Source organism: Celerinatantimonas marina, from assembly GCF_046054165.1.
GTDB lineage: Bacteria > Pseudomonadota > Gammaproteobacteria > Enterobacterales > Celerinatantimonadaceae > Celerinatantimonas.
On the sequence record NZ_JBFNXK010000002.1, the window covers coordinates 203408 to 215760 of the forward strand.

A 12353-nucleotide genomic window follows, 5' to 3' on the forward strand; every position below is an offset into this window, starting at 1 on the left:
TCAGAATGAATTTCAAACTAAAACCTATTTTGGTAGTTGCCGGGTTAGGCACCTTTTCCCTAAATAGCTATGCTGACGATTTAATACAGATTTATCAACTCGCACAACAAAAAGATCCGGTTATTCTGCAATATAAAGCGCAACGTGATGCCGCATTTGAACATATTAATCAATCACGTGCTTCATTATTGCCCCATATCGATCTGACCGCTGGTTATAATTATGCAACCGGGAATCATAGTGCAGACAATTCAACCAATCACTACGATTCGTATCTTCGGTATAATCAGGCGAGCGCCGGAGTAAGTCTGACCCAATCTATTTTCTCAAAAGCCAACTGGGTCAATCTGACGATCACTGAAAAATCAGCCACGCAACAAGATGCGCTGTATAAATATCAACAGCAAAACCTGATGGTTCGCGTTTCAACAGCTTATTTTAATGTGTTACGAGCCATTGACGATCTGTCTTATGTCCGAGCCAACAAAGCTGCGGTTAAACGGCAGTTAGATCAGACCAAACAACGTTTTGATGTCGGTTTAACCCCAATTACTGACGTTCATGAAGCTCAGGCTGAGTATGATCGGACCATCGCTGAAGAAATCACAGCTGAAAACACGCTCGATAACAGCTATGAAGCATTACGCCAAATCATTGGGATCAGTCCTCGGGATCTCAAACTGCTCGATACAACCCGCTTTGATCCAACCCCAGTAAAACAAGGCACTAAATTCTGGATGGACACAGCAACCGATAAAAACTTGCAATTAAATGCACAACGGATTGCTAAAGAAGTGGCTAACGAAGAGATTGGTTTAGCTAAAAGTGGCCATTTACCAACGCTTTCACTCTCAGCTGGCCTCCAGACCCAAGATACACATTTCCGGGATTATACGCCACCCAGCTATCAACAGGGGCATTACGATACCGGAAGTATTGGTTTGAATTTCGCATTACCTCTGTATCAGGGGGGAGAAACCGTTTCTCAGGTTAGAGAAGCTCGTTTTAATTATGTTCAAGCCAGTCAATCTCTGGAAGAAACCTATCGGACCGTGCAAACAAATCTGAACAGTTCTTATAACAACGTTCATTCGAATATCAGTTCGATTAAAGCGTATGAACAAGCGGTCGTTTCTTCACAAAGTGCTTTGGAAGCAACCGAAGCTGGCTTTACCGTGGGAACTCGTACCATTGTAGATGTTCAGGATGCGACCCGAAATCTGTATCAGGCCAAAGAACAACTGGCCGGCGCTCGTTATGACTACATCATTAACATGCTGACGTTGAAACAGTTGGCCGGGACACTGACAATGGCCGACTTAAATGGCATCAATGATGTTCTTTATCAACCTAAAGAACAGGTTCCAACCCAACCAGCGGCTCCATCCATCAATGATGCAGCCAAAGCACCTAAAAAATAATCATCATTGATTCATTATTGTTCACCCATAAAAAACCATCCGGAAGGATGGTTTTTTATGCGCTGTATTACAAATTGCTCACTTAACATCTAATCTGGAAATCCGGCCTGCCAAGGAAGTTCCCAGGGTTCGAGGATCGAACAACAGCTTTGAAACAACGTGCCCTGATGTGGCAATCGAGTGAACTGAACATGTTCCCCCTGCCAATTAAAATCCAAAGCACAAGCATCCAGATAACCGCGATCCGCTTTTTCTCCACCATAACGCGAATCTCCCAAAATCGGGACACCTAAGCTTTTCATTGCCACTCGCAGCTGATGGGTTTTTCCACTATAGGGACGCAATAAATAAGCCCGCAACCCAATGTCTACCGACAAGCTCAAAAATCGCGTTTTGGCCGGGTTATTCCGGGTTCGCTTTAAGATCCAGTTTCCCCCTCGGGATTTTTCCATATCGCCCAACACCAACCCTTGCTTCTTCTTGGGTTTTCCCTGAGCTAATGCCAAATAATATTTATTAATTTGATGAGACTGAAAAAGCGTTAAAAAGTGGGCCGCACTAGATTTATTGAGGGCAAAAATAACCAATCCTGATGTCATTTTATCCAACCGATGAACCGGCCAGACTGGACCGGTCTGCTCTTTAAGCAATTGAGCTAATCCCGGTAAATCATCCTGACGATGAAAACTCAGCCCAGCCGGCTTATCGACAATTAGAAAATCAGGATGCTCAAAAACGATAGGAAGTTGCATGCCCCGCGGCTCCACGCAAAACTGCTATTGTAAACAACCCTTATAAAATTGCGACTGACTTCAGTTGGGCCCAGACAGACATGCCTAATTTAAGACGAAGTCGCTGCGCAGAATAACGGGAAATTTGAGCCAAAATGGCTGGCCCCTGCGTCAGTTGCAGCCGAACCAGACATTCTCCCGGATGAGCCAGATTATCGATGGACTGAATTGTCGCCGGTAACCGATTCAAAATAGAGCTATCACACTGCTCTGTCAGTGCAATGCTGACATCACTGGCAAATACCCGACACCGGATCATAGAACCGAGCGTCAATTCCCGCTGTGATAACCACAGCTTCAATGATCCCATATGCAATTCGGTTAACCCATCCACATGCCGAAACACCTGAGCCTCAACCACCGAACTTGCACCATCGGCAAATAACCGGGCACTTATAGGATTCAGTAAAACCTCCTGAATCGCGCCGGATAAAACGACAGAACCTTGTTCGAGCAGTAGCAGATGATCAGCCAGACGCACCACTTCTGCCGGGGAATGGCTCACATAAACGATAGGGATCGCCAGTTCCTGATGTAATCGCTCCAAATAAGGAAGAAATTCCTGTTTACGAGCTAAATCAAGCGCCGATAACGGCTCATCCATCAGTAACAAACGTGGAGAAGTGAGCAATGCTCGAGCAATTGCAACCCGCTGCCGTTCACCACCGGATAGCGATCCAGGTTGGCGATTAAGCTTATCGCCAATCCCTAACAGTTCACAGATTTCGTGTAATTCAACCCGGCGTTCTGATTCAGGGATCCGTCGCCAACCAAATTCCAAATTTTGCCGCACATTCAAGTGCTCAAACAAACTTGCTTCCTGAAACACATAGCCAATCGCTCGTTTATGTGTCGGCACAAACCGATTGGTGGATTCGTCCTGCCACAATAAATCGCCGAGCTGGCAATAGCTTTCGGGAAGCCTTTCCAACCCTGCCAACGCCCGCAAAACGGTAGTTTTTCCTGAGCCTGAGACTCCAAATAAAGCCGTAATACCACGGCCCGGGAGCTGTTCATCCACCTTTAGCTGAAAATGCCCGACCTGGCGCTGAAAATGAATCGAAAGTAATTGTTCATTCATAACCGGGCGAACCTTTTAGACAATCGCCCATTGGCAATATAAATGATCAACAACGCGATAAATGAAAAAACCACTAATGTTGCCGCCAGTTCGTGAGCCTGAGTGTATTCAAGTGATTCCACATGGTTGTAAATTTCAACGGACATCACTCGAGTTTCGCCGGGAATATTTCCCCCGATCATCAGGACTACGCCAAATTCGCCAATACTATGGCAAAAGCCAAGAATTCCCGCACATAAAAAACCAGGCCGGGCTAAAGGCAATGCAACTTTCCAGAATGCGCCTAACGGCGGCATTCTCAGAGTCGCGGCGACTTCAAGAGGACGACGCCCCATCGCTTCAAAAGCATTCTGGAGCGGTTGAACCACAAAAGGTAGCGTATGAACCACACACCCCACGACCACACCGGCAAAAGTAAAAGGCAATTGGGATACACCCAATGTTTTCGTAAGCCACCCTACCGGTCCATGAGGCCCCATTAATAACAATAGATAAAAACCCATGACGGTTGGAGGAAGCACCAAAGGTAATGCGACAATCGCACTCAGAGGTGATTTCCATCGACTCTGAGTTTGGGACAACCACCAAGCTAACGGTGTTGCAATAACAAGTAAGATAGCGGTTACAATAACTGCCAGCTTTAATGTCAGCCACATGACGGCAATATCCGTTGCTATCATGAGTACCTCTCTTTATTGACCGTTAAAACTATATTCTAATTAAATATCATACCCATATGAACGAATAATCGCCTGAGCTTCAGGAGTTTGCAGGTAGTTTAAAAAGGCTTTAGCAGGCGCATTATCTTTCAAAAGCACCGCATCCTGACGAATCGAATGATACAGATTTCCTGGGACAATCCATCCGGAACCCGAAGTTAATTTGCCATCACGATACACCTGAGACAACGCCACAAATCCTTGTTTCACATTGCCATAACTCACATAGGAATAGGTTTGTCCAATATTCTGACCAAATACGATCTTATCTTTAAGTGATGCATACACTTTCAGATTTTTCATTGTTTCGATCGAAGCTGCGCCATAAGGAGCCGCTTTAGGATTTGCAATCGCCAGTTTATCAAATGCCCCTTTTTTCAGATAAGCATCACCTTGGATCAAATTGGCTTCTTTTGACCAGAAAATAAGCCGACCTTTCGCATAGGTGAACTCACTTCCGGCAACAGCCTGTTTATCCTTCATTAATTTCTGAGGGCGACGCTGATCAGCCGCTAAGAAGATATCGAATGGCGCACCGTTGACAATCTGCGCATACAATTTACCGGTGGAACCAACACTTAGCTTAACCGTATCACTATGGGTCTTTTCATAAGCACTGGCTAAACTTTGCAGTGGTTTATAAAAATTAGCTGCCACAGCGACAGTGACTTCGGCAGCATTAGCCCCAGTTGCGACAAAGGCCCCCAATATAGCGGCCACCAGCACTAACTTTTTCATAATAGAATTCTCCCTAGATAATTTAATCGTAACGACAAAGAACAACCGATGACGGAGCAAAACTCACCCAGACCGACTGCCCTTCAGTCAGGGCTAATCGCTCCGTATTCGCCCGACTGAGTAACACAGCTAAATGCTTATGAGAAGCTAATGCGACGTTGACCTGACTCCCTCGTTCATCTTGAGAAATCCGATCAATCACGCCCTGATAACTGTTAACACGCTGACGAGGAGTATCATCAATGCGTGCAATTTTAAGCTGAGGCGCTTTAATCAGAGCCAGCACTTCGACTCCCTCTTCCAACCCCAGTTCATCGACAGATTCCGCCGTAATTGCCGCTTGAATTTTAAAATTATCGGAACCGCTGACCGCCAATGAAACCCGGGCATGAACCCCTTGCCGTTTCACTTCACATACCTGTCCACTGAACTGATTACGAGCACTACTTCTAAAATGAATACGCCGGAGCAAACGCCGAAGTTGCTCCAGTTCAATCGCAGGCTGCTGTTCTAATAATGAATGGATCTGCTGTAAGGCCTGCTGATATTCCGCTTGTAAGGCTCGATAAACATGAATCAAACGGACACCAGCTTCTGTTAATTGTGTGCCCCCACCATGCTTTCCCCCACTCTGACGGATCACCAAGGGTTTTTCAGCAAGGTTATTCATCGTATCCAGCGCATCCCATGCGGCTTTATACGACATGGGCAAAGCTTTGGCGGCCGCACTCAACGAGCCGTGCTGATGAATGGCTTCAAGGAGACGGATCCGCTGTTCAGACATCAGCGTTTGACCACTCACTTGAAACTGCAACGATGTAAATGTATCCCGGTTAGATAATTCCATTATATATTTTTTTATACAACGACAGATTGACTAAAGGATTAATTAGCGCCAGCAATGAAATTCAGTCTATCGAAAAAAATAACAACTGGCGAACACTATTTTAATTTTGATGAACTATTCAGTCGGTTCCATTCAGCACAAATTTCTCGATGACATGTGCCACACCATCTTGATCATTACTGAGAGTCACATAATCGGCCAAAGCTTGGGTCTGCGGATCGGCATTTCCCATCGCCACACCAAGGCCAGCCCAACGGATCATATGATGATCGTTTCCCGCATCACCGATGCAAATGACTTGCTGTGAAGGGATCGATAAATAATCGGCCAATGCGGCAACTCCAGCCCCTTTATTGGTATGAATGTTCATGAATTCCAAAAAGAAAGGAGAACTGCGCAGTATCGTATAATCCTGATAATACCTTTCGGGGATTTTAGAAATAGCGTCTTCTAAAATATCAGGCTCATCAATCAACATCACCTTCATTATAGGTTCATCATCATCCAAAGACTCATAATCAAACGTTGTCCACGGAATATCGTTCATGAACGCTTCATGTTCGGTATAACGACTCACCTGGGGTGTAATAAGCCCTTTGGATAAACTGAAAGCATGCGTATGTACACCGAGTTGTTGTGCTAACCGCCCCAATTTTTTAGTATCTGAACCATGTAATAATTGGCTACAGAGCACTTTACCATCACTAATCCGTTGCACTAATCCCCCGTTGTAACTCACAACATACTGATCTTCCGAAGTCAGACCCAGGGTTTCCAAATGCATTAAAATACCATCCAACGGCCGGCCCGACGCGAGCACGACATGGACGCCCGCTTGACTCGCAGCCTGGATCGCTGCAATCGTTCGGGGAGATATTTGTTTATCAGAATTTAAGATGGTGCCATCGATATCAAGTGCAATGAGTCGGTACATACAAACATTCAGTGATTTTATTGAAAGATGGCTATAGTTTATGGGAAACCTCTATGATGTAAAGTGCTATCCGGCTTCTGTTGCAACCGGATTCACTCTTTTCAAGAGATATCAGCGATCAACTTTCTGAAATTTTAATCCGTTCAGCTAATGCCTGATATTGTTTGTCGGTATGGCTACCAAACAGTGGATCATCAACATGATTATGTTGCCAATCTTGTTCAATACTTCGCCAATCATCCTCAGTCAGAGAAGCTTTCAGCAAGGGAATGATTTCATCTTCTTCATAATTAAGATGATCCCACTGTGCACTAATAAAACGTTCCAGTTTCTGACTAAACTGATCCAATGGAATAACCGCGTCTAATAAAATCAGTTCAACCACTTCACCTAATTCCAGCGTCAGCTCACGCAACTTGATATGTTCATCTTTCAAACGCTCAGAAATCTGCGAATCAGTGGCCCGATATTTACAAAAATAATCATAAATCACATCTTCTTTGGGATGATGATACTGATCAGAATAGTCACGTAAATAACTAATAATATCCGCGATCAATTTATATTTAACGGCTTGTTCACCTCGAATCAAGTCGAGTTTATGCTCCAGTACTTTAAGCAACATGGCTATATTCGTATGGTCATTTTGTATACTGTCCAACATTTCAGCTTCCTCACTCGAAATGTAATTATCGGATACGATTGTGACTACCAGAACAGGTGAATCTCTGATGGTTACCGTTTATGCAAACCCGCCGCATATTGAGTGCTGCGTACGAATACGCATCTTAAGATATCACTTATTTACTATGCAACAATATCCATCTGAATATATACGGCACTCATCATTGATTAAATATCGATACGCTAATCAATCCGGCCATAGCTTCTAGAGGCTATCAATCCATCCCGAACGGTGTTGCCCCCTATTCGCTTAACTCATTAAACGTCACAGACACACCTTGTTTAAAATGCGTCTAATTGGGACGAAATTTAAACATGACCGATCAACAGCCCCTCATCATTAGTTTATCTTTATTATACGAAAGATCCACGTTCTGCAATCTCCAATGGAAGCTGCCAATCAATAGGTTGTTTCCCAACCTGTTGCAAATACTGATTAGCCTTAGAAAAATGATGACACCCTAAAAATCCCCGATGTGCCGATAATGGCGATGGATGCGGTGCTTTTAAAACACAATGCCGCGACGAATCAATCACCAATCCTTTCTTCTGAGCATGTGATCCCCACAGCATAAATACCAAATGCTCACAGTGATCATTTATTTTCTTAATCACCGAATCGGTAAATGTTTCCCAACCACACTGGGCATGCGAATGTGCTTTACCATGCTCCACGGTCAAGACCGTATTCAGCAACAAAATACCCTGCCGAGCCCAGGATTCTAAATAACCATGTGCCGGGATCTGAAACCCAGGAATATCCGTCGCCAATTCTTTATAGATGTTCACCAATGAAGGTGGCACCCGAACCCCAGGCTGAACAGAAAAACAAAGCCCATGCGCCTGACCAGGCTGATGGTATGGATCCTGCCCCAGAATCACCACCTTCAGTTGTTCCAAAGGGGTAAAACGAAATGCATTAAAAACATCTTCCGCTTTAGGATAAATAGCTTTTCCAGAGGCGCGTTCATGAGCCACAAACGCTAAAGCTTGTTGAAAATAAGGCTGCTGCTTCTCTTCACCTAAAATAGGTGTCCATGATGTTTCTGTCATCTTGCTTTATCTCTTTTACTACTCAGTCAGCCCAACAGCATACGAATCCACTTTCTGAAGGACAAGACTCTCGATTACAATTATTCGAATAAATAAACGATGAACTGATATTACATGATGAAATATATAGGCGCACACGTCAGTGCTTCAGGGGGTGTTTTTAACGCGCCCATCCATGCCCATAACATCGGTGCCACCGCATTTGCACTATTCACCAAGAATCAGCGCCGCTGGCAAGCTCCGCCACTGACCCAATCAGCCATCACGGAGTTTAAACAAAATTGCCAAACTTATAGCTATCAACCCCATCAAATTTTACCACATGACTCATATCTGATTAATTTAGGCCACCCAGAACGCTCGGCACTGGAACAATCCAGAGCGGCATTTATTGATGAAATGCAACGCTGCGAACAACTCGGTCTATCCTTACTAAATTTTCATCCGGGTTCTCATCTTCGCCAACAAGATGAAGATTTAACACTCGCTAAAATTAGTGAATCGATTAACCTGGCCCACCACCATATCCCAAACATCATTACCGTCATTGAAAATACCGCCGGACAAGGCAGTAATTTAGGGTATCGGTTTGAACAAATAGCCCAGATCATCGAACAAGTGGAAGATAAAAGTCGGGTCGGCGTATGCCTTGACACCTGCCATGCATTTGCAGCGGGCTATCCTTTACATACCGATGAAGGGTGGCAACAAAGCTTTGATGATTTTGCACGAATCATCGGTTTTAAATATTTACGAGCAATGCATCTCAACGACAGTAAGGGAGCATTGAATTCTCATTTGGACCGCCATCATAGCTTGGGCATGGGACAAATAGGCACGGATTGTTTCCGAAAAATTATGCAAGATCCCCGCTTTGATAACATTCCACTGATTTTAGAAACGATCAATAGCCAACTATGGCCTGAAGAAATTCAATGGCTTAAACAGCAGATCTCAATCTTCTAGCCTAAAGTTAACAAAAGTTTTATCCAGATCAAAATTCGAACATAAAGATGTATTTAAAGTACATATATCCTTATAATTTAAAAGGTCTATCAATCGTGTTAGGATAACAAACATTGATTGAGGTCAATAAAATGGTTTTCAACAAAAACCCAATTAACCACTTTTTGATTAAGGTCATTTGTGATAAAGTAGATTTCAAAGAGTGGTTTAACGCGAGAGAGCAAATGCTTGCTCGCATTTAGCTGAAATTATGACGTCTTTACTTAGGCAGATTGCAAATTAGGAGCATATCATGACCAAAGGTATTCAAATCACTAAAGCTAGTAACGATGCACTGATCAACTCTTTCTGGTTACTAGATGAAACAAAAGAAGAAGCACGTTGCCTGTGCGTAAAAGAAGACCTGTATCAGCAGGATCAGATCGTACCACTGGCAGAACTGGGTTCTATCGAATATCGTGAAGTTCCAGTTCAAGCCGCACCACGAGTTGAAGGTGGACAGCATTTGAATGTGAATGTGATGCGCCGTGAAACTTTGGAAGATGCCGTGAACCATCCGGAAAAATATCCACAATTGACAATTCGTGTTTCTGGATATGCGGTTCGTTTCAACTCTCTGACTCCAGAACAGCAACGTGACGTGATTACCCGTACTTTCACTGAAAGTATGTAATCTAGAAGCATCACATTTTCCGGTTCTTAGATAATTCCTTCAGTGCCGGAAATAAGATCCTGCAGCGATAAACGGTCCGTCAAGGGCCGTTTTTATAACTCCCCAACTTGCTCGAATATTCTCTTATTGGTTTACCTATTAAGCTCCAGCCTGATTGGTCGCGTTACCATCATTTGCAGTCGTCGCATTATTCGGATTTGCCGCATTTGGATTAGGATTATTCCCGGTATTAGCTTGCTGATTATTCTGGTTATTTGTAGTGGGAGCATTGGCCGTACTAGATTGACGATTGCCAAATAGGTTCTCAAAGAAATTGCTAAAACCATTGCTGGTACTGGCTGTATTCGCATTAGCTCCCTGTGCCGGAGCACTACTCCCTTGAGCCTGCGCCGAAGTAGCATTAGCACCCTGCGCGGGTGCACTGCTTCCCTGTGCCTGCGCCGTATTTGTATTCGCCCCTCGCGCTGGAACGCTACTGCCCTGAGGCTGAGGATTAGTCACATTTGCGCCTTGAGCCGGAGTAGCACTCTGAGCTGTGGCATTCGGGGTATTTGTCGTTGCCTTGCCGTTTGCAGACTGAGCCGGCGCCACCCCGAAGCTCATATTGCCCGACAATAAACTGCTCAGCTCAACGCCTTTGGTATTCTGATTAGAACGATTGCTGTTATTCCCTTGCGTCGTACCAAATTGGAGACCATTTCCATTTCCACTCGTATTGGCAAATGCCGATAGCAAACCCAATCCAATTCCAGCACCGATGGCCGTAAAATTAGAGCGCATCAGCGATTGATTCTGACTTCCCAGAACAGCACTGCTACTTCCTGGTAAATTAATCGAATTCAACATAGCCGAAGCGCTTTGATTAATATTTTGTAAACTTGAATCACTTCGCTGAGCCGCTAACCCGTTTAACAAACTTCCCCGAGTTCCATTTTGAGCCTCTGCCAACCGATTCGCAAAGTTGGTATTCGTTTGCGATGGTGAAAGTCGATTAGAAAACCAATTCGAAATACTAGACATCGTGGATGAACTGGTGTTGTTTACTGTCGGCATAATCGCTCCTCTGAATCATCTTCTGCAATCAAACTATCGAACAGATATCGCCACAAAGCGGCAATAATTTGCCTGTCTTTGCCATCTTTCATCACTGACAAACTAGCTTAAAGCGACTAAGCCGTGATAGCATCTAGCGATTTATTAGGATTGGTGAGTATTTAACCCACTCCGTTGCAGTGATTAATGCAAATATCAAACCATAATTACGAGAGTGAACGACCAGTGTTACAACGTTTTTATTCGATCTACCTGATTTGCTTGACGGCCATTACCGCACCTTTCTTTTTTTTGGTGTCTTGCCTGATTTGGTTGCTCACCGTCAGTTGGGATAAGCAATTAAAATACGTCCATTATTTAACTTCGTTCTGGGCCAAATTGATTATGACCCTCTCACCTTGTTGGCACTATAAAGTTTTCCACCGAGAACGATTCAAAACAGACCAACCTTATATCATCGTTTCCAACCATCAATCGGGAATTGATATCCTCTTAGCCTATGCATTAAATGCCCCATTCAAGTGGCTATCCAAAATCGAAGTTTTTAAAATTCCGTTTATCGGCTGGAATATGTATCTGAACCGTTATATAGGTCTCAAACGAGGCGATCGCCGTAGTGTGGCCGAAATGTCAGCAGCTGTCTCATGGCACCTCAAAAACGGCAGCTCTGTCTATATGTTTCCAGAAGGGAGTCGTTCTCAAACGGGTGAACTGCACGCCTTCAAAAACGGGGCCTTTGCGATGGCCAAACATAATCATGTCGGCATTATTCCCGTAGTGATCCGCGGAACCTCTCAGGCATTGCCCAAGAACTCCTTAAAACTGGGCCGAGCCGATATGTCACTGGAAGTCTTACCGGTTATCGATGCTCAAACGGTTGATGAGCAAACCACAACCGAGTTATGTAAATATGTGGAACAATTATTCAAAGAAGCGTTAAACAATTAGATAGATTGCCTTCAGGCCTGTTAAACTGTATTTATAGTCGTCTATCAATAAAAATAACGGACTGAAATTATGTCTGAAGAGAAGCGTCATTTTACCCGGATCCAGTTTAGCTATCAGGTCGAATTGGCCGTCAATGATCTTTGTGTTACCACGCAGCTCATCGACCTGTCACTACATGGGGCTTTAGTCGCCAAACCCCTGAATTGGCCTGATCAAATTACCGCGATCCAACTCAGGATCCCACTGGATGATAAAAATCCAGATGATGTCATTCGAATTGAAACTCAAAGACGTCACTATAATGACGACTCATTAGGATTGGAATTTATTCGAATGGATCTCGACAGTGCTACATTTCTACGTCGGTTACTGGAATTAAATCTAGGTGATGAGCAGTTGCTTCAGCGCCAGTTTAAAGAATTAATTCAATACAATGCACAGTAAT

At 44.0% G+C, this 12353-nt stretch carries 14 protein-coding genes; 5 read left to right on the top strand and 9 right to left on the bottom strand.

Annotated elements, in window-relative coordinates:
- The first annotated feature begins 5 nt into the window (after positions 1–5).
- The gene (tolC, locus tag ABUE20_RS03315; protein WP_408618409.1) at positions 6–1421 is read left to right on the top strand and encodes an outer membrane channel protein TolC; all 1416 of its coding nucleotides are present in this window, start codon (positions 6–8) and stop codon (positions 1419–1421) included.
- An 89-nt stretch (positions 1422–1510) separates the two neighbouring features.
- On the opposite strand, the gene ABUE20_RS03320 is transcribed toward tolC, so the two are convergent.
- The 8 genes from ABUE20_RS03320 to ung all read right to left on the bottom strand — a co-directional run bounded on the left by ABUE20_RS03320 (position 1511) and on the right by ung (position 8268).
- The gene (locus tag ABUE20_RS03320) at positions 1511–2173 is read right to left on the bottom strand and encodes a TIGR01621 family pseudouridine synthase (RefSeq protein WP_408618410.1); all 663 of its coding nucleotides are present in this window, start codon (positions 2171–2173) and stop codon (positions 1511–1513) included.
- 40 nt (positions 2174–2213) lie between these two features.
- A complete protein-coding gene (gene modC, locus ABUE20_RS03325; RefSeq protein ID WP_408618411.1) occupies positions 2214–3293 on the bottom strand; it encodes a molybdenum ABC transporter ATP-binding protein in 1080 nt (359 codons plus the stop codon).
- Positions 3290–3973, bottom strand: a complete 684-nt coding sequence (modB, locus tag ABUE20_RS03330; RefSeq protein WP_408618412.1) for a molybdate ABC transporter permease subunit — start codon at positions 3971–3973, stop codon at positions 3290–3292. Before modB ends, modC begins: the two co-directional genes overlap by 4 nt.
- Before the next feature lie 39 nt (positions 3974–4012).
- The gene (gene modA / locus ABUE20_RS03335) at positions 4013–4750 is read right to left on the bottom strand and encodes a molybdate ABC transporter substrate-binding protein (protein ID WP_408618413.1); all 738 of its coding nucleotides are present in this window, start codon (positions 4748–4750) and stop codon (positions 4013–4015) included.
- 22 nt (positions 4751–4772) lie between these two features.
- Complete coding sequence (locus tag ABUE20_RS03340) at positions 4773–5597, bottom strand: TOBE domain-containing protein (protein WP_408618414.1); 825 nt, start codon at positions 5595–5597, stop codon at positions 4773–4775.
- Positions 5598–5715: 118 nt separating this feature from the next.
- A complete protein-coding gene (gene yidA, locus ABUE20_RS03345; protein WP_408618415.1) occupies positions 5716–6531 on the bottom strand; it encodes a sugar-phosphatase in 816 nt (271 codons plus the stop codon).
- A gap of 118 nt (positions 6532–6649) precedes the next feature.
- Positions 6650–7195: a hemerythrin domain-containing protein gene (locus ABUE20_RS03350; RefSeq protein WP_408618416.1), complete on the bottom strand. Its 546-nt coding sequence runs from the start codon at positions 7193–7195 to the stop codon at positions 6650–6652.
- 374 nt (positions 7196–7569) lie between these two features.
- Positions 7570–8268, bottom strand: coding sequence for a uracil-DNA glycosylase (gene ung, locus ABUE20_RS03355; protein WP_408618417.1), 699 nt, complete (start codon positions 8266–8268; stop codon positions 7570–7572).
- Positions 8269–8385: 117 nt separating this feature from the next.
- Between ung and nfo the strand changes: the two genes are divergently transcribed.
- Together nfo and grcA are read left to right on the top strand one after the other, a co-directional pair.
- Complete coding sequence (gene nfo, locus ABUE20_RS03360) at positions 8386–9234, top strand: deoxyribonuclease IV (protein WP_408618523.1); 849 nt, start codon at positions 8386–8388, stop codon at positions 9232–9234.
- 292 nt (positions 9235–9526) lie between these two features.
- Complete coding sequence (gene grcA, locus ABUE20_RS03365; RefSeq protein ID WP_408618418.1) at positions 9527–9907, top strand: autonomous glycyl radical cofactor GrcA; 381 nt, start codon at positions 9527–9529, stop codon at positions 9905–9907.
- A 138-nt stretch (positions 9908–10045) separates the two neighbouring features.
- Here the strand turns inward: grcA and ABUE20_RS03370 are convergent, their stop codons facing one another.
- A complete protein-coding gene (locus ABUE20_RS03370; RefSeq protein ID WP_408618419.1) occupies positions 10046–10960 on the bottom strand; it encodes a RodZ family helix-turn-helix domain-containing protein in 915 nt (304 codons plus the stop codon).
- Positions 10961–11185: 225 nt separating this feature from the next.
- On the opposite strand from ABUE20_RS03370, the gene ABUE20_RS03375 reads away from it, so the two are divergent.
- Complete coding sequence (locus ABUE20_RS03375; protein WP_408618420.1) at positions 11186–11908, top strand: lysophospholipid acyltransferase family protein; 723 nt, start codon at positions 11186–11188, stop codon at positions 11906–11908.
- A 69-nt stretch (positions 11909–11977) separates the two neighbouring features.
- Entirely contained in the window at positions 11978–12352 is a 375-nt protein-coding gene (locus ABUE20_RS03380) for a PilZ domain-containing protein (RefSeq protein ID WP_408618421.1), read from the top strand.
- Position 12353 lies beyond the last annotated feature (1 nt).